The organism is Nocardioides pakistanensis (assembly GCF_054781215.1).
On the sequence record NZ_BAAGUV010000063.1, the window covers coordinates 26,126 to 43,499 of the forward strand.

The 17,374-nt window shown below is 70.5% G+C and carries 15 protein-coding genes; 6 read left to right on the forward strand and 9 right to left on the reverse strand.

What is annotated here, in order from left to right:
• Window positions 1–218: 218 nt before the first annotated feature.
• The 4 genes from qcrB to ctaE are packed head-to-tail and all read right to left on the reverse strand — an operon-like array spanning window position 219 to window position 4,555.
• The gene (qcrB, locus tag ACYVIH_RS19030; protein WP_460871112.1) at window positions 219–1,946 is read right to left on the reverse strand and encodes a cytochrome bc1 complex cytochrome b subunit; all 1,728 of its coding nucleotides are present in this window, start codon (window positions 1,944–1,946) and stop codon (window positions 219–221) included.
• Between the two features lie 2 nt (window positions 1,947–1,948).
• Window positions 1,949–3,010 (reverse strand): cytochrome bc1 complex Rieske iron-sulfur subunit, encoded by a 1,062-nt coding sequence (qcrA, locus tag ACYVIH_RS19035; RefSeq protein ID WP_460871183.1) that lies wholly within the window; start codon window positions 3,008–3,010, stop codon window positions 1,949–1,951.
• A 23-nt stretch (window positions 3,011–3,033) separates the two neighbouring features.
• The gene (gene qcrC, locus ACYVIH_RS19040) at window positions 3,034–3,894 is read right to left on the reverse strand and encodes a cytochrome bc1 complex diheme cytochrome c subunit (protein WP_460871113.1); all 861 of its coding nucleotides are present in this window, start codon (window positions 3,892–3,894) and stop codon (window positions 3,034–3,036) included.
• Between the two features lie 13 nt (window positions 3,895–3,907).
• Window positions 3,908–4,555, reverse strand: a complete 648-nt coding sequence (gene ctaE, locus ACYVIH_RS19045) for an aa3-type cytochrome oxidase subunit III (RefSeq protein ID WP_460871114.1) — start codon at window positions 4,553–4,555, stop codon at window positions 3,908–3,910.
• 149 nt (window positions 4,556–4,704) lie between these two features.
• On the opposite strand from ctaE, the gene ACYVIH_RS19050 reads away from it, so the two are divergent.
• The 4 genes from ACYVIH_RS19050 to malQ are packed head-to-tail and all read left to right on the forward strand — an operon-like array spanning window position 4,705 to window position 9,290.
• Window positions 4,705–5,628, forward strand: coding sequence for a cytochrome c oxidase assembly protein (locus ACYVIH_RS19050; RefSeq protein WP_460871115.1), 924 nt, complete (start codon window positions 4,705–4,707; stop codon window positions 5,626–5,628).
• A 10-nt stretch (window positions 5,629–5,638) separates the two neighbouring features.
• Window positions 5,639–6,067: an Rv3143 family two-component system response regulator gene (locus tag ACYVIH_RS19055; protein WP_460871116.1), complete on the forward strand. Its 429-nt coding sequence runs from the start codon at window positions 5,639–5,641 to the stop codon at window positions 6,065–6,067.
• A 16-nt stretch (window positions 6,068–6,083) separates the two neighbouring features.
• Window positions 6,084–7,121, forward strand: coding sequence for an anthranilate phosphoribosyltransferase (trpD, locus tag ACYVIH_RS19060; protein ID WP_460871117.1), 1,038 nt, complete (start codon window positions 6,084–6,086; stop codon window positions 7,119–7,121).
• A 45-nt stretch (window positions 7,122–7,166) separates the two neighbouring features.
• Window positions 7,167–9,290 carry a 4-alpha-glucanotransferase gene (malQ, locus tag ACYVIH_RS19065; protein ID WP_460871118.1) on the forward strand — a complete coding sequence of 708 codons (2,124 nt, stop codon included), beginning with the start codon at window positions 7,167–7,169 and terminating at the stop codon, window positions 9,288–9,290.
• Between the two features lie 46 nt (window positions 9,291–9,336).
• Here the strand turns inward: malQ and ACYVIH_RS19070 are convergent, their stop codons facing one another.
• Genes ACYVIH_RS19070 through ACYVIH_RS19085 form a run of 4 tightly spaced genes read right to left on the reverse strand, consistent with a single transcriptional unit; the run spans window position 9,337 to window position 13,543 of the window.
• A complete protein-coding gene (locus ACYVIH_RS19070; protein WP_460871119.1) occupies window positions 9,337–10,725 on the reverse strand; it encodes a hypothetical protein in 1,389 nt (462 codons plus the stop codon).
• A gap of 10 nt (window positions 10,726–10,735) precedes the next feature.
• Window positions 10,736–11,014, reverse strand: a complete 279-nt coding sequence (locus ACYVIH_RS19075; protein ID WP_460871120.1) for an Lrp/AsnC family transcriptional regulator — start codon at window positions 11,012–11,014, stop codon at window positions 10,736–10,738.
• Window positions 11,015–11,066: 52 nt separating this feature from the next.
• A complete protein-coding gene (locus tag ACYVIH_RS19080) occupies window positions 11,067–11,681 on the reverse strand; it encodes a hypothetical protein (protein WP_460871121.1) in 615 nt (204 codons plus the stop codon).
• A gap of 47 nt (window positions 11,682–11,728) precedes the next feature.
• Complete coding sequence (locus tag ACYVIH_RS19085) at window positions 11,729–13,543, reverse strand: DEDD exonuclease domain-containing protein (protein WP_460871122.1); 1,815 nt, start codon at window positions 13,541–13,543, stop codon at window positions 11,729–11,731.
• Window positions 13,544–13,647: 104 nt separating this feature from the next.
• Here ACYVIH_RS19085 and ACYVIH_RS19090 point away from each other — a divergent pair, with 104 nt between their 5' ends.
• A complete protein-coding gene (locus tag ACYVIH_RS19090; RefSeq protein ID WP_460871123.1) occupies window positions 13,648–13,896 on the forward strand; it encodes a hypothetical protein in 249 nt (82 codons plus the stop codon).
• Complete coding sequence (locus ACYVIH_RS19095; protein ID WP_460871124.1) at window positions 13,893–15,278, forward strand: NYN domain-containing protein; 1,386 nt, start codon at window positions 13,893–13,895, stop codon at window positions 15,276–15,278. The genes ACYVIH_RS19090 and ACYVIH_RS19095 overlap by 4 nt, the downstream gene beginning before the upstream one ends.
• Here the strand turns inward: ACYVIH_RS19095 and ACYVIH_RS19100 are convergent.
• The gene (locus tag ACYVIH_RS19100) at window positions 15,261–17,231 is read right to left on the reverse strand and encodes an LTA synthase family protein (protein WP_460871125.1); all 1,971 of its coding nucleotides are present in this window, start codon (window positions 17,229–17,231) and stop codon (window positions 15,261–15,263) included. The genes ACYVIH_RS19095 and ACYVIH_RS19100 overlap by 18 nt on opposite strands.
• Between the last annotated feature and the right edge of the window lie 143 nt (window positions 17,232–17,374).

A 17,374-nucleotide genomic window follows, 5' to 3' on the forward strand; every position in this document is an offset into this window, starting at 1 on the left:
ATCGAGTACGCCGTCACGACGACCGCGCTGAACTTTCCGTCCGGGTGGCCGTCGGTCGGAGATCGGTCCCCCCGGCTCCGCCGACAACGGCAAGGTATGTCGGGGGGATCGGGCGCCACATCACCCAAACTGGGCAGCCGCGGCCTCGAAGTGCGGACACGAAAAGACGAGGGCCCCCGACTCGGATGAGTCAGGGGCCCTCGTCGTGGGCTTCTACCTCAGTGCTTGCGCAGCTCCTCGCCGTGCACCTCGTGGCGGCCGTCGAACTGGTGGCCATCGGCCGAGTGCGCCTCGCCGGCGTGGACCTCGAGCTCGTGCTCGGCGTGGTGACGCGCCGCCTCGAGCTCCTCGCGCGTGGGCTTCTGGACCGCGTCGGCGAACCAGAACCGCGAGAGCCGCGAGCGCAGCCGGTCCTTGCGGGCGCTGGGGGAGGGGATGCCGTTGGCGTCCTCGCCCTGCGGCAGCTCGTAGACCTCGTCGCGGTCACGCGCGGTGAGCGTGTAGGCCTCGGCAGCGTTGATCGGCAGGTGCCGCTCGGTGTACTGGCCCTCCGGCGAGCGCATGATGACACCCGTCTCGTAGCCGTGGAGCAGCTTCTCCTGGTCGTGACGCTGGAGCGAGATCGCCCACCGCCGGGCGATGATGAACGCCAGGATCGGTCCGAGGATCACCGCACCACGCATGAAGTAGGTGATCTGGTTGAGGTTCAGGTTGAAGATCACCGCGATGATGTCGTTGCCGCCCGCGGCCCAGAGCAGGCCGTAGAAGGTCATCAGCGCGACCATGAACGCGGTCCGGTTCGGAGCGTTGCGCGGACGCTGCAGCAGGTGGTGCTCCCGCTTGTCGCCGGTGATCCACTGCTCGATGAACGGGTAGAGCATCACCACGGCCAGCAGCACCACGGGCACGATCGCGCCGGGCAGGAAGACGCTCAGCGGCAGCGTGAACCCGCCGATCTCCCACTCCCACGCAGGCATGATGCGCAGCAGGCCCTCGGCGAAGCCCATGTACCAGTCGGGCTGCGAGCCCGCCGTCACCTCGGCCGGGTTGTAGGGGCCGTACTTCCACACCGGGTTGATGCTCAGCAGCGCACCCATCAGGGCGGTGGTGCCGAACACGATGAAGAAGAAGCCACCGGCCTTGGCGGCGTAGACCGGCATCATCGGGTAGCCGACGACGTTCTGCTCGGTCCGGCCGGGGCCGGGCCACTGGGTGTGCTTGTGGTACACGAGCAGCAGCATGTGGGCACCAATCAGCGCCAGCAGCAGGCCCGGGATCAACAGGATGTGGACCATGTAGAGGCGCGGGATGATGTCGTCGCCGGGGAACTCGCCGCCGAACAGGAAGAACGACAGGTAGGTGCCGATCACCGGGCTCGACTTCATCAGGCCGTCGGCGATGCGAAGACCCGTGCCCGAGAGCAGGTCGTCGGGGAGCGAGTAGCCGGAGAAGCCCTCCAGGATGCCCAGCAGCAGCAGGACCGTGCCGATCACCCAGTTGAGCTCGCGCGGCTTGCGGAAGGCGCCGGTGAAGAACACCCGCAGCAGGTGCACGAACATCGCACCGATGAAGAGGTTCGCGGCCCAGTGGTGCATCTGCCGCATGAGCAGACCGCCGCGGACGTCGAAGGACAGGCCGAGCGTGGAGGCGTAGGCCTCGGACATGTGCAGGCCGCGATACTCCTCGTAGGAGCCCTGGTAGATCACCTCGGCCATGCTCGGCTTGAACCACAGGGTCAGGAAGACACCGGTGAGCAGCAGGACCACGAAGCTCCACAGCGCGATCTCACCGAGCATGAACGACCAGTGGTCGGGGAAGACCTTGCGGAGGTTCTTCTTCGCGGCACCGGCGATCCCGAGGCGCTCGTCGGCCCAGGTCGCGACACCGCCGATCTTCGACGGCTTCTCGGCAGCCGCGGCCGTCTTGGCGTTGGTCTTGATGGCCATCGTCACTCACCACGTTCCCAGTAGCTCGGGCCCACGGGCTCGAGGAAGTCGCTCATCGCGATCAGGTAGCCCTCGTCGTCGACCCCCATCGGCAGCTGCGGGAGCGCGTGGCCGGCGGGGCCGAAGATCACCTTGCCGTTGTCGGCCAGGTCGAAGGTCGACTGGTGGCAGGGGCAGAGCAGGTGATGGGACTGCTGCTCCCACAGCGAGATCGGGCAGCCCACGTGGGTGCAGATCTTGGAGTAGCAGAGGATGCCCTCGACGCCCCAGTTCTCGCGGCCCGCGGCGGGGGTGATGTCCTTGGGCTGCATTCGGACCAGGATCACCGCGGCCTTGGCCTTCTCCGCGATCACCTCGTGGCCGTGCATCACCGGCTCGCCCTCCTCGTCGGTCTCGAAGAAGATGGCGGGCTCGGCGTTGATCAGCTGGCCGATCTCGACCTCGTCGGGGCGGATCGGGGTGCCCGAGACGTCGTTGACGATCCGCATCCCCTTGCGCCACACGGTGCGGGCGAGCGCGTCACCCGGCAGCGGGCCGAGGTCGCGCAGCGCGACGATCGCCGGCAGACCCAGCATGGCGAGCGCGCCGATGAGGGAGTTGCGGATCAGCGGGCGGCGGGTGATGCCGGAGTCGGCGGTGCCCTGCCCGAGGGCCTCGAGGGCGGTGCGGCGGTCCTCCTCCGACGAGCTCGCCGGGTGGCGGTACTCGACGATCTCGACGTCGCTCATCAGCTTGCGCGCCCACTGGATGGCACCGACGCCGATGAGCAGCAGGGCGAGGCCCAGCGAGAGGCCGAGGAACAGCGTCGAGGCGCCCAGACCCAGGAAGGTGTCGGGATCCTCGGCGCCGATGTCGAAGCTGAAGTAGGCGACGACGAACAGGATCGACATCACCGCGGCGAGACCGAACATCGTCGCGACCTGCCGCTCGGCGCGCTTCTCGGCGGCCGGGTCCACATCGGTGGGACGCGGCTCGTGAGGGGGCAGGCCGGGGTTGTCGAGCGGCTCTGCCGGGATCGGGGCGTGCGGGTCGACGACGGCCTCGTCGTTGCCCGGCACCGGCATGTTGCTGCCGTCAGGGGTGTGGGTCACGCCTTCTTCCTCTTCTCGGACTTGGCGGTGTGCGCGGCGATCCAGACGGCGAAGCCGACCAGGCCGCCGATGCCGACGAGCCAGGCGAACAGGCCCTCGCTGACGGGGCCGAGGGCGCCCATCGAGAAGCCGCCGTAACCAGGGTTCTCCTCGAGGCTCTTGAGGTAGGCGATGATGTCGCGCTTCTCCTCGGGCTTGAGCACGTCGTCGGAGAACACCGGCATCTGCTGCGGGCCGGTGAGCATGGCCTCGTAGATGTGCACCTCGTCGACGCCCTTGAGGGTCGGGGCGTACTTGCCGCCCGGGAGGGCGCCACCGGAGCCGTCGAAGTTGTGGCACGCGGTGCAGTTGGTGCGGAAGAACTCACCGCCGCGGACGACGGCCTCCTCACGCTCGTCCTCGGGGATCTCGTTCGGGTCGTACTGCTCGGCGGTCGGGATCGCGGGACCGGGGCCGAGAGAGGCGACGTAGGCGGCGAGCGCGCGGGTCTCCTCCTCGTTGTAGACGCGGTCCTTGCGCGGGGCCTGGACCCCGGGCCGGGCCATCGGCATGCGCCCGGTGGACACCTGGAAGTCGACCGCGGCGGCGCCGACACCGACCAGCGACGGTCCGTACTGGGTGCCGTCCTTGGCGACCAGGCCCTCGGCGTTGCGCCCGTGGCAGGAGGCGCAGCCGACGAGGAACAGCTCACGGCCCTGGTCGACGAGCGACTGGTCGGAGGCGAGCTCGTCGGTGGCCGAGGCGGGGGACAGCACGGCGTACGCGCCACCGGTGAACAGCAGACCCATCAGGAGCACCACGACCCCGGCGAGGGGGCTACGGCGCTTGGCTGAGAGGCGAGCGCTTAGGAATCGCACGAAGAGTCCTCGTCTACTTGATCAGGTAGATGGTCGCGAACAGGCCGATCCACACGACATCGACGAAGTGCCAGTAGTAGGACACGACGATGGCGCTCACGGCCTGCTCGTGGGTGAACTTGCGGGCCATGAACGTGCGGCCCAGCACGAAGAGGAAGGCGATCAGACCGCCGGTGACGTGCAGACCGTGGAAGCCCGTGGTCAGGTAGAACATCGAGCCGTAGGCGGTGGAGGACATCGTCACGCCCTCGTGCACCAGCTCGGCGTACTCCAGCGCCTGGCCGCCGATGAAGATCGCGCCCATGACGTAGGTGAGCACGAACCACTCGCGCAGGCCCCAGCCCTTGATGTTCATCAGGCCGCCGGTGCGACCCACCTGTCCGCGCTCGGCGGCGAACACCCCGAGCTGGCAGGTCACCGAGGACAGCACCAGGATCGTCGTGTTGGCCGTCGCGAACGGCACGTTCAGCTTCTCGACCTCCGCGGCCCACAGATCCGGCGAGACGGCGCGGATCGTGAAGTAGGCAGCAAAGAGCGCCGCGAAGAACATCAGCTCGCTGGAGAGCCAGACGATCGTTCCGACGCTGACCATGCTGGGACGGTCATGGTGCCCGTGCAGACGGGATGCAGGAATCACAGTTGCTGTCGCCACGCGGGACATTATGTCGGTAACCCTCCGCAGAAGACATCCGCCCCCCTTACTTTGGTCCTCCCGTTTCGCGGACCTTGGTCCTGAGCCGCGGTTCTGCTGCCCGTGGTTCGACTCGTCCCGGCGTCCGGACTGCTCCGGGCGGCGCCTAATCTGGTGGCGTGCGTGCCGTCACCGGCGTGGAGGAGCTCTCCGGCCTGCCCCCGTTCGACCTGTCCGCCGTCTTCAGCGAGTGGGGGATGGACCCGTACCTGTTCGTCCTCACGGTCTGGGCCGTCGGGCTCTACCTGTTCGGGGTGTGGACGCTGCACGCGCGCGGCGACTCCTGGCCGCTCGCGCGGACGATCAGCTTCGTCGTGCTCGGCATGGGCAGCTTCTACGTCGCGACGTCCTCGGGGCTCGCGGCGTACGACACGGTCCTGCTGAGCGCGCACATGGTCCAGCACATGATCCTGTCGATGGCGGTGCCGCTGTTCCTGGCTCTGGGCGCACCGGTCACCCTCGCTCTGCGCACGCTTCCCCGGCGGCCACGCGCCTGGTTGCTGGCGGTGCTGCACTCCCGGGTGGCCCGGGTGCTGTCGTTCCCGCCGCTGGCCTTCCTGCTCTTCGTGATCAGCCCGTGGGCGCTGTACTTCACCGGCTGGTACGACGCGTCGCTGCGATCGACGTACGTGCACGAGATGATGCACATCCACCTGGTGCTGGTCGGGTCGCTGTTCTTCTGGCCGCTGGTCGGCGTCGACCCCGTGCCAGGACGCGTGGGCTACCCCTTCCGGCTGCTGATGATCTTCCTCACGCTGCCGTTCCACGCCTTCCTGGGCACCACGATCATGGACCAGACGGAGCTGATCGCGGGGGACTGGTACCGAGCGCTGCCGATGGACTGGCTCCCCGACCCCGCGGACGACCAACACCTGGCCGGCGGGATCCTCTGGGGCTCCGGCGACGTGGTGGGCCTGCTGTTCTTCGGCGTGCTGTTCGTGCAGTGGGTGCGGGAGTCGATGCGGGAGGCCCGGCGCGAGGACCGCCGGCTGGACCGCCTGGAAGCGCAGGGCTCTGCCCCGGGCAGGGGCCACGACGAGTAACATCGGGCGCGTGACCGATGCGACCACCGCCCCCCAGGCTGCCCGTCCCTTGAAGGTCCTCGTCTACAGCGACGACGTGAACACCCGCCAGCAGGTGATCATGGCGCTGGGCAGGCGTCCGCACCCGGACCTCCCCGAGCTGGAGTACGTCGAGGTCGCGACCGAGCCCGTCGCGGTGCAGCAGTTCGACGCCGGCCAGCTCGACCTGGCGATCCTGGACGGTGAGGCGACGCCCGCTGGTGGCATGGGCATCGCCAAGCAGATGAAGGACGAGATCTACCAGTGCCCGCCGATCCTGGTGCTCACCGGCCGCGCCCAGGACGCATGGCTGGCCACCTGGTCGCGCGCGGACGCTGCGGTGCCGCACCCGATCGACCCGATCCTGCTCGCCGAGGTCGTGACGCGCCTGCTGAAGCCGCGTGTCGCCCTGGCGCACTGAGTCCCGGACGGGACCGATGACCGCCGCGCACACCTGGCCCGAGGTCCTCTCCGCCCTGATCGGCCGCCGGGACCTGACCGGTGCTCAGACCACCTGGGCGATGGGGGAGATCCTCTCCGGCGAGGCGACCCCGTCGCAGATCGCCGGTTTCGCGGTCGCGCTGCGGGCCAAGGGGGAGACCGTCGACGAGGTGGAGGGCCTCGTCGAGGCGATGTACGCCCATGCCACCCCGCTGACCGTCCATGGCCGCGTGCTCGACGTCGTCGGCACCGGCGGCGACCGCTCGATGTCGGTGAACATCTCCACGATGGCCGCGATCGTGGCCGCCGGGGCGGGCGTGCCCGTGGTCAAGCACGGCAACCGGTCGGCCTCGTCGAAGGCCGGCAGCGCCGACGTGCTCGAGGCGCTCGGCGTGCGGCTGGACCTGCCGGCGGACAAGGTCGGCCACATGGTGGAGCAGGTCGGGATCACCTTCTGCTTCGCGGCCTCGTTCCACCCGGCGCTGCGCCACGCGGCCGTGCCGCGTCGTGAGCTCGGGGTCGGCACCACCTTCAACTTCCTCGGCCCGCTGGCGCACCCGGCGAAGCCGCAGGCGCAGGCGATCGGCTGTGCCGACGCGGCGATGGCACCGGTGATGGCCGGCGTGTTCGCCAAGCGCGGCGTGGACGCCTGGGTGTTCCGCGGTGACGACGGGCTCGACGAGCTGACCACGACCACCACCTCGCGGATCTGGGCGGTGACCGACGGCACGGTAACCGAGCACGTGCTCGAGCCGCTCGACTTCGGGATCTGGCGCGGCACGGCCGAGGGGCTGCGTGGCAAGGACGCGCGGTTCAACGCCGACGTCGTACGCCGGGTCATGGCTGGCGAGCAGGGACAGGTGCGGGATGCCGTCGTACTCAACGCCGGGGCGGCCCTCGCCGTCCATGCCGCCGAGCCGGGCTCCCTCGAGGAGAGGCTGACGGTCGGGATCCAGCGTGCCCAGGAGTCGATCGACACCGGATGCGCCCGCGACGTCCTGGAGCGCTGGGTCGAGGCGAGCCGGCGCGCCTGACTCGCCGGTTTCATGCCTGGCCCACCGGTGGGTAAGGATGAGCGCGTGACTGGACACAGCTTCGAGCTCCTCGAGCTCGCGCGGGCCCGCGGGGTCGCCACGGAGTACTGGGACTGGCGCGGGAACCACGTGCAGGTCCCCGAGGAGACGATCGTCGCCGTGCTGGCCGCGATGGACGTCGACGCGTCGTCCCCGGCGGCGGCAGCCGCGGCGCTGGAGGCCGAGCGGGAGGCCCGCTGGGCGCGGACGCTGCCGCCGAGCGTGGTGGCGGTGCAGGGCGAGGAATCCACGTTCTGGGTGCACGTCCCGCACGGCTCGCCCGCCGAGGTGTGGATCGAGCTCGAGAGCGGCACGCTGCAGCGCGACCTGCAGCAGGTGGAGAACACCGAGACCCCGCACGAGGTCGCCGGGACCCTGGTCGGCGAGGCGTCGTTCCGGTTGCCGCCGGACCTGCCGCTGGGCTATCACCGGCTGTGGGCACGCTCGGCCGACGAGGAGAGCTCGTGCACGCTGATCGTCACCCCGGCCTGGCTGGGTCTTCCCGAGCAGCTCGGCGACCGTCGCGGCTGGGGCTTCGCCGCGCAGCTCTACAGCGTCCGCTCGGCCGAGTCGTGGGGGGTCGGCGACCTCGTCGACATGACCGACCTCGCCGTGTGGTCGGGGGCCGAGCTGGGTGCGGACTACTTGCTCGTGAACCCGCTGCACGCCGGTGAGCCCACCGCGCCGATGGAACCCTCGCCGTACCTGCCCAAGTCGCGCCGGTTCTTCAACCCGCTCTACCTCCGCGTGGAGCGGATCCCGGAGTACGCCGCGCTGTCGGCCGCCGACCGGGACGAGGTGGACCGGATCGGCGCATCCCTGCGCAAGTCGCTCGACGGGGTCGACGCCATCGAGCGCAACCCCTCCTGGACCGCCAAGCTGGAGGCGCTGCGGCTCGTCCACGCCGCGCCACGCACGGCAGGCCGCGAGGTCGACTATGCATCGTTCTGCCGACGCGAGGGGCACAGCCTCCGGGACTTCGCCCGCTGGAGCGCGCTGGCCGAGGTGCACGGCTTCGACTACCGCGAGTGGCCCGAGGAGCTGCGGCACCCCGCCTCGGAGGCGGTGACGCAGTTCGCCCAGAAGCACGCCGAGCAGGTCGACTTCCACATGTGGCTGCAGTGGGTGATGGACGAGCAGCTCCAGACCGCCCAGGCCAAGGCCGTCGCCGCCGGGATGCGGCTCGGGGTGATGCACGACCTCGCCGTCGGCGTCTATCCCGGTGGTGCCGACGCGTGGCGGTTGCAGGACACCTACGCGACCGGCATCCAGGTCGGCGCGCCCGCCGACGCCTACAACCAGCTCGGCCAGGACTGGGGTCAGCCGCCGTGGCGTCCCGACCGGCTCGCCGAGCTCGGCTACGGCCCGTTCCGGGACCTGATCGCCGCCGTGCTGCGGCACGCCGGTGGGGTCCGGGTCGACCACATCCTCGGTCTGTTCCGGCTGTGGTGGGTGCCCGTGGGCAACTCCCCGCACGAGGGCACCTACGTCTACTACGACCACCGGGCGATGGTCGGGGTGCTCGCGCTCGAGGCGAAGCGGGCCGGCGCCGTGGTGGTCGGTGAGGACCTCGGCACCGTCGAGCCGTCCGCCCGCGACTACCTGCGCCAGCGCGGCATCCTCGGTACGTCGATCCTGTGGTTCGAGAACGGGTCAGACGGCAGGCCGCTGCCCGCCGAGCACTGGCGGGAGTACTGCCTGGCTTCGGTCACCACCCACGACCTGCCGCCGACCGCCGGCTACCTGGCCGCCGAGCACGTCCGGCTGCGTGACTCGCTCGGTCTGTTGACCCGGTCGCTGGAGGAGGAGATCGCCGCCGACGAGGCCGACCGCGGTGCGTGGCTCGACGAGGTCCGCTCCCGGGGGCTGCTCGGGGACGACCCGTCGGTGGAGGACACCGTGCTCGCGCTGCACGAGTACCTCATGCTCACCCCGGCCCGGCTGCTCTCGGTGGCCCTGCCCGACGCGGTCGGTGACCGCCGTACCCAGAACCAGCCGGGGACCACCGATGAGTACCCCAACTGGCGGGTGCCGCTGGCCGGGCCGGCGGGGGAGCCGTTGATGCTCGAGGACGTCCTGCGGTCCTCGCGTGCGACGCGGCTGGCGGACGTCGTACGCCGGAGGGGCTGAGCCCAAGGCGGCACCGAACCGGTGCTCGGCCGGCTAGAGGCGTCACCTACTCGGTGATGTCCGCTTGCGCTCTCTCGGATACCGCTGAACCGGACGGGGACGGCACGCGCTCGGGCAGGATCCTGTGTGCGACGAGAAGACCGGCTGCCACGGCGAGCGTCAACAGGGTGCCGATCAGCAGCGGTGCCTCGCGAAGTGCGAGCCAGAGACTGTTGTCGGTCCACACCTCTGGCAAGTCGACGAAGAGTCCTTCGATGACGGCTCCGATCAGCATCGCGGCCGCCTGCAGCGCGAGGACAGGTGGCAACAGGGCGCGTGCGAGCCTGCCGGCATAGGGGACGGCAAGCACCAGCGCCGGCGTCATCGCGGCGAGCAGCTCGAGGCCGTGCCGGTAGCCGTAGAACCCGACGCCGCCGGCGAAGTGGTTCAGCCGGAGCTGGAAGAACGTGTAGACGACTCCGCCGAGAAGGAGGAACAGGGCCCAGTCCGGGAGGCTTCGTCGTGCCCGCAACAACGCCGGCAGCAGGACGAGGACCACCGGTGTCCACACCAGGAACCCGCGGTCGGCGGACACGAGGAATCCGAGGTAGTTCGAGAGCTGCTCCTGACCTAGCTCGGCTCCGGCACCGGTGGCTGCACGCTCGATGACCGCGTCGGTGTAGGCGCCGCCGAGGGACCACCTTCCGTGCACGGTCCGGTTCCAGACTGCAAGTGCGCCGAGGCTGGCGAGCGTGGGCAGGGCGACCGCCAGTGCAATCTGCCAGCGGCGTCGGGTCCAGGCGACGCCCAAGCCCAGGACGGCAGCGATGAGGGCGACGTGCGGACGTCCCCACATGGCGATGCCGAGGGCCAGACCGGCCCACCACCAGCGGTTGCGTGCAGACGCGTAGGCGGCGCCTACGATCCCGAGCTGGGTGACCGGATGGGTCCACAGACCGTTGGCGGAGACCGTCCAGGTGGGCGTGGCGAAGGCGAAGGCCAGGGCCCCCGCTGATGCCAGGCGGAGACTCGTGCGCGTGCGCAGCGCCAGGAACATCAGGGTGACGGCACCGGCACTCAGGGCGGAGGCTGCAAGTCCACCGGGGAGGAGAGAGAAGTCCGCCTCCGTGGCGCCGTCGGCCAGGATCCAGTAGAAGGGCACCCCGGCGAGGATCGGTCCGGGCATCCGCTGGGCCGTGACGTGACCGTTGGCCGACGGCGAGAGCCACTGCCCGTTGGAGTTGTCACCGTCGAAGTCGGTGTGCGTTCCGTCGATCTGCTCGACGTCGAGTCCGTCGAACCACGGCGTGCCTGCCGTGGCGATCCGCCACGCGCCCGCCGAGGCGGCGTACGCGTCGGTGTTCACGGCCTCGCGCTCGGTGGTGAGGGCGTAGACCGAGAAGGTCCCTAGAAAGAGGAGAAGAGGGAGCAGCAGATGACTCTGCTGTCTCGCCACGCGTCGCAGCTCAGTCAAGGCCGAGGGAGAACGCCGACTCGAGGTCGTGCTGGGAGTAGGTGCGGAACGCGATGTGCGTCTCGGTCTCCAGCACGCCGGGGACCTTGTTGAGCCGGTCGGCCACGACCGCGGCGACGTCCTCGTGCTGGCGGACCCGGACGAGCGCGATCAGGTCGATCTGGCCGGTCACGCTGTAGACCTCGCTGACGCCCTCGAGCGCAGCGATCTGCTCGGCCACCTCGGGGATCCGGGCGACGTCGGCCTTGACGAACACGATGGCGGTGATCATGACCGCCACGCTATCGGACTGTGCGCCGCACATGCCCTGGATCGGGCGGCTGTCACAGGTCGAGGACGAAAACGTCGCCCTCACGGCGGAAGCCGACCTTGTCGTAGTAGGGCGCGACCATGTTGCGCGGGCTGACCACCCGCCGGTAGCCGTCCTCCTTGAGCAGGCCGCTGCGACGCCACACGAACTCGCCGGGGGAGAAGTCGCGGAACCGCGGGGTGACGTAGTCCAGCTCGATCTGGGCTGTTTGCTCACCAGCGTCGCGGACCAGGACGACGCCGACGGTCTCGTCGCCGCGCTGCACGAGGTAGGCGCTGCGGCCGGCGTCGGCGCCGTCCCAGACGAGGTCGGGCTGGTGGGCGAGGATGTCGGCGCTGTGCACGCGCAGGACGTGGCGGAGGTACTCGTCGTTGGGACCGACCTCCAGGACCTCGAAGACCTCCGGGTCGTGGCGGTCAGCGACGAGCCTGCGGATGAACCAGGCGTTGATCCCGGTGAGCACGAGGTTCATCGCCACCATCGGCCAGATGCCTAGCAGCCAGTTGAACACCACCAGGATCGCGCAGGCGATGAGGTTGAGGACCCGGAACCGGAGGACGCGCGCCTGGGCGAGCGAGAAGACCAGTAGGGCCGATCCGGCCCAGCCGAGTGCGTCGAGCCACGTCATCGGGCAAGGCTACAAACCATGACGAACCGACCTCGCACCGGAGCCGCTCACCGCGTCGGCTGGTGCACCGGGCGGAGGGGGCGCCGGTCCTCGAAGGGCACCAGCCCCGCCTTGGACTCGTTGACCGCGTCGTGCAGCCGCAGGTGCTTGCGAGCGCCGCCGAGCGGGCTGCTCCACTCGCCCTCGACGTGGACCAGCCTCACGCCCTCGGACTCCAGCCAACGCAGGATCTTCTCGCTCTCCTCGGCGGTCGTCGCAGGTGTGGGGCCGGGGCCGGGGGTGACCGTCTCCGCGCCGGCACGCAGCTGCTTGACCCACTCGCCCGCGTGCGCGCCGGGCGGGATCACGCCGGCGGCCGCGAGCCGGCCATGGCGGACGACGTGGACGCTCCACCTGCCGTCGTCGTCGCGCCGGGCAGCGACCAGCTCGGCGCAGCGGGTGAGGGCGTGCAGGCGCTGGGTGCGAGCGGCGGACCTGAGGAATGCCGCGAGCCGGTCGCGCACGGTGCCGGCCTCCTCGAAGCGCTCGGTGGTGGCCAGGGCCGTCATCTTCGACGTCAGAGCGGTGATCACCCGATCGGGGCCGGCCACGAGTGCGGTGCGCAGATCGCCGACCACGCCGTCGTACACCTCCGCGGTGACGCTCCCGTCGCACGGGGACAGGCACCTGCCCATCTCCCCGAGCACACAAGAGCTCCGGGACGGCTGCTTGGGCATCCGGCCGCTGCACTGACGGATCGGGAACGTCTCGTGGAGTGCCGCGACGGCGCGCTCGGCGACCTTCTTGGAGCCGAAGGGGCCGAGGTACTCCGCGCCGTCGTCGAGCACCTGCCGGACCAGGGACAGCCGTGGCCAGGGCTCGACGGTGACCTTGACCCAGTGGGCCCGCTCCGGGAACCGGGAGCGGCGGTTGTACTTCGGCTTGTGCTCGGCGATGAGCCTCAGCTCGCGGACCTCCGCCTCGAGCGCCGTCGCACACTCGATGCCGGTGACCGACTCCGCCAGACCGACCATCTCGCCCATCCGGGACCGGGTCTCCGAGGCGGTGAAGTATGACCGGACCCGGGTGCGCAGGTCCTTGGAGGTGCCGACGTAGAGGACCCGGTCGCGGTCGTCGCGGAAGAGGTAGACGCCGGGGGCGTGGGGGAGGGCCTCCGCGAGGTGGCGCTTCTTGCGCTGCGCCTGCGAGACCCGCGAGCTGAAGGTCTGCAGCTCCTCGAGCGTGTGCACCCCGAGACCGCCGAGCCGGGCGAACAGCCCGTGCATCACGTCGACCGTGGCGCGGGCGTCGGAGAGCGCGCGGTGGTTGGGCGTGGTCGATGCGCCGAACAGGGCCGCCAGGGAGCTGAGCTTGCAGTTCGGGGCGTCGTCCCGGGTGATCACCCGGCGGGCCAGCCGGGCGGTGTCGAGCACCTCGAAGGCCGGCCAGGGGCGCTCCTGCTGGGCGGCGAAGTGCTTGAGGAAGCCGACGTCGAACGGGGCGTTGTGGGCGACGAGCACGCAGCCCTGGGCGAACTCCAGGAACTGTGGCAGGACCTGCTCGATGCCGGGCGCGGTCGCCACCATCGAGTCGGTGATGCCCGTCAGCACGGCGATGAACGCCGGGATCGACTGGAACGGGTTGACCAGGGTCTGGAACTCGCCGAGGATCTCGCCGCCGCGGACCTTGACGGCACCGATCTCGGTGATCATCGAGCCGCCGGCGGCCGAGCCACCCGTGGTCTCGAGGTCCACCACGCAGAACGTGATGTCACGCAACGGCCGGCCGAGCTCGTCGAAGCTGCGCTGGCTCTCCCAGCGGGTGGCAGCGGAAGCGGCGGGGGCGACGCTCCCGGGGTGCGACATGGCCGTGCTGCTGCTCATGGTCGTGACGCTAGACGTGGCCACCGACCATTTCGGGCAGGCACGCGCAAGTACGATGGATTGCGCCGGACCAACCGATCTCGTACCTCACCGAGGAGCACCCTGTGGCCGTATCCCTGCCCGACGCGAACACCCGCTGGCGGTGCGGCGGCTGCGGCAACCTGACCAGGTTCGACGTGACGCGCACGCGGCGCACCACCGAGTTCTGGCACTTCGACCTCGCCGGGGAGCACCAGGTGGAGGAGACCAGCACCTTGGGCGAGGACGTCGAGTCGGTGACCTGCCGCTGGTGCGGCCGGTCCGACGCGATCGAGCTCGTCGACCGCACGGAAGCCGACGCACCCACTTCGTGACAGCTGCCGAGGCCAGCGGCTCGCCCGAGGGGAGGGACGACGTCCCGATCACGGAGCTGGAGGAGCCGACCGACAGAGGACTCGAGGGTCCCCTGCCCGACGTCGTGCGCACCCGGGTGATCGCCCTGGCCGCCGACGCTCTCGGCGCGCTGCCCGCCGACCAGCTGCCGGCCTCGCTCAAGCGTGTCGCGTCGTTCGCGCCAGGGCGGCGCGGCAAGCTCGCCGGCACCCAGATCGCCGGGGTTCTCGAGACCGACGAGGGGTTTCGGGAGCGGATCGCCGGCCAGGTCCGCGCGCACGTCCCCGACCTCGCGCAGGCGTTGGACCGGGGGAGCGCCCCGGCAGCTGCCGACCCGGTCGAGCTCGCCGCGGTCGCCTACCTGCTGCGGCCGCCCGGGTGGACGGACGTGGTAGAGCGGGCCGCCGACGTGGCCGACGCCGAGCGGCAGGTCTCCGCCACCCGTGAGGTCGGCAAGCAGGTCGAGCGGCTGCGCCGGCAGCTCGACGACGCCGTGGCCGAGCTGCGGGAGACCCGTGAGCGCAACCGCCAGCAGGTCTCGGTGCTCAAGGCCGAGAACTCCGAGCTGCGGCACAAGCTCGGCGACACTCGCACCAGGCTGAAGGCGGCTGAGCAGGCTGCCCGCGCGGCCGAGGAGTCCGCGGCGCAGGCCACCGGCCAGGCCGCCGCGGCGGTCGGTGGCCTCGACGGTGAGGTACGACGGCTCCGGGCTCGTGTCGAGGAGCTCGAACGCGAGCTCGCTACGGAACGGCGGGCCGGCCGCGCCGAGAAGGGGGAGGCCACCCTGCGTGCCCGCCTCCTGCTCGACACCCTCCTGGACGCCGCTCAAGGACTGCGCCGGGAGCTGGCACTGCCGCCGGTCGAGGGGGCCCCGGCCGACGCGGTCGAGGCCGACGTCGCCGAGCAGGGCGCCCGGACACCGAGCAGCCACGGCTCGCTCGCCGCGGACGACCCGGCTCTGCTCGACCAGCTGCTCGCCCTGCCTCGGGTGCACCTGGTCGTGGACGGCTACAACGTCACGAAGAACGCCTGGCCGGAGTCGACGCTGGAGATCCAGCGGGACCGTCTGCTGAGCGGCCTCGCGCCGTTGGCGGCGCGCACCCAGGCCGAGGTCACCGTGGTGTTCGACGCTGCTGACAAGGTCGAGCGGCCGCTGGTGAAGCGGCCCCGTGGTGTGCGGGTGCTCTACAGCCCCTACGGCGTGATCGCCGACGACGTGATCCGCCAGCTCGTGGCCGCCGAGCCGCCGGGCCGCCCGGTCGTGGTCGTCACCAGCGACCAGGCCGTCGCGGGCGACGTCCGGCGTCGTGGCGCGAGGGTCGTCGGGGCCGTCGTGCTGAGCCGGCTACTTGCCCGTTCCTGAGGCGGCGAGGGCCTGCTCCTGGGAGGGCACGGTCATCGCCTCGGCGTACCTCTTCCCGACCGACAGGTCGTACTGCACCAACCGGTAGTCACGCAGCACTCGCCGGGCCTCGGGCGAGAGCTGGCCCGGCGAGAGCTCGTCGCCCTCGGGGCCGAGCATCCGGCCGTGCTCCATCGCGGTGATGTGCTGCTCGAGCTCGCTGAGCAACGCGTAGTACGGCGTGAGCGGTGCATCCAGCATCCGCAGCAGCCGCGGCATGAAGAAGATCGGGCTGGTCGTCGGCAGCTCCTCCGGCGGGAGGTCCTGGAAGTTCGCGTAGACGAAGAACGGTGTCTCGTGCAGGACCCGGTCGGAGTTTGCCTCGATGACCTCGTCGGGGAGTCCGGCGGGAAGGTGGTCGCCGTACAGCAGGAGGACGGTCTTCTCGTCGGAGCGGGACAGTGTCTTGACGAACCTACTGATCGCGAGGTCTGTGCGCGACAGGCCCTCGGCGTACTGGCCGACCATGTCGGTGCCCTGCGGGCCGAGGCCGGTGACCGGGACCGGCTGCGAGTAGGAGCCGGAGTACGGCGTGTGGTTCTGCATCGTGACCAGGTTCACGAAGACCGGCTCGTCGTGGTCCTCGAGCGTGTCGAGAGTCTGGCGGAACGCCGCGTGGTCGGAGATGAACCGGCCGTCCTCGAGGTGGCCGCGGTAGGTCATGTCGTCGCGCGCCACGAGGTCATCGAACCCCAGGATCGGGTACACCCGGTCGCGCTGGTACATCGTCGGCTCATAGGGGTGGATGGCTGTGGTGGCGTGCCCCAGGCGCTCGAACGTGCGCACGGCCGAGGGGAAGGTGCGGAAGCGAGGCACCAGCATCTGGTACGGCGTGTCCATGGCCGGGTCGAACTGGGCCAGCGACATCCCGGTCAGCGCCTCGAACTCCATGCTGGACGTGCCGCCGCCGATCTTCTGGCTCAGCATGAGCCCGTGCGGGGCCCGCTGCATCAGCGCCCGGGTGCGGGGGAGCGGGTCCTCGGCCAGCGACATCCCCGCCCACCGGGTCGGGTCGCTCAGCGACTCCGAGAGCACCATCACGACGTTGACGTCCTCGACGCTGCCTCGCGCCTGCGAGTTCCACGCCTCGGCGGCGGCGGTGTAGCGGGCGACGATCCGTTGCATCGCCTCGTGTGAGTACCCCGGGGGACGCCGCATCCCGGGGGTGTCGAGGTTGTAGAGGAAGCCACCCAGGAAACCGTTGGCGCGGTAGTTGTTCGGCTGGCTGGCCTTCGCCCAGTCCGCACCGAAGGCTTCGTACGCTCCCCGCCACGGGTTGCCGGGCTGCTGGAACTGCGCCAGCGACGAGAGCAGCAGAAGGCAGGCCGCGGCGGCGCCCGCCCGGCCCACGACCGCGGTCCTCCGCCGGAGTCCTTGCGGGCGTGCCCGGTGCAGCCACATCGAGAACAGGCGGCTCAGCCCCCAGCTCACGGCCGCCAGGAGGGCCAGGCCGAGTCCGGCCTGCCAGAGCACCCGCGGCTCGACCATCTCGATGAGGAAGTCCGGCTGCAGCGCGAACACGAGGTCGCGTGGGTAGAGGGGTTCGCGCTGGGCGACGTACTTGAGGTTGCTGGCCAGACCCACCACCGCCGCGAGGCCGAGCACCACGAGGCCGCTGACCCACATGCGGCCGCTGACAGCGAGCACGAGACCGGCTCCCAACGCCAGGACCACGGCTCCCAGGAGCAGCACTCCGCTCTCTCGGCCGACGAGGTGGAGCACGTAGGCCCAGTTCCAGTCGGTGCGTGCGCTCTCCAGCAGCAGCTCGCCGAGGAGGCCCACGACGAGCGTGAACAAGAGGTAGATGCCGGTCGGTCGTGCGGCACGCGCGAGGTCGGCGCCGGCGCCCCGGCCGGGCTCGGGATCGGTCATCGGCGGCTTCTCGGGCTCGGGGCGGGATCGGTCGTCGTTCATCGGGGCTTGGCACAGATTTTACCGAGCATGGTGCCGGCCCCGGAGCGAGGTGTCGGAATCGTGACCTCGCGGCGGACCCTCGGGCGACCGTTGCGACACGCCGCGCGGAAACTGTCGGAGGTGCCTGGCACCGTCCTGCTCAC

What these genes read in the sequence shown, in the direction of transcription:
- qcrB (WP_460871112.1), bottom strand. Translation starts at nt 1,946, where the DNA reads ATGGCCATCAAGACCAACGCCAAGACGGCCGCGGCTGCCGAGAAGCCG.
- qcrA (WP_460871183.1), bottom strand. Translation starts at nt 3,010, where the DNA reads ATGCCGGTGCCGGGCAACGACGAGGCCGTCGTCGACCCGCACGCCCCG.
- ctaE (WP_460871114.1), bottom strand. Translation starts at nt 4,555, where the DNA reads ATGTCCCGCGTGGCGACAGCAACTGTGATTCCTGCATCCCGTCTGCAC.
- trpD (WP_460871117.1), top strand. Translation starts at nt 6,084, where the DNA reads ATGACCGCCGCGCACACCTGGCCCGAGGTCCTCTCCGCCCTGATCGGC.
- ACYVIH_RS19075 (WP_460871120.1), bottom strand. Translation starts at nt 11,014, where the DNA reads ATGATCACCGCCATCGTGTTCGTCAAGGCCGACGTCGCCCGGATCCCC.
- ACYVIH_RS19080 (WP_460871121.1), bottom strand. Translation starts at nt 11,681, where the DNA reads ATGACGTGGCTCGACGCACTCGGCTGGGCCGGATCGGCCCTACTGGTC.
- ACYVIH_RS19085 (WP_460871122.1), bottom strand. Translation starts at nt 13,543, where the DNA reads ATGAGCAGCAGCACGGCCATGTCGCACCCCGGGAGCGTCGCCCCCGCC.
- ACYVIH_RS19100 (WP_460871125.1), bottom strand. Translation starts at nt 17,231, where the DNA reads ATGAACGACGACCGATCCCGCCCCGAGCCCGAGAAGCCGCCGATGACC.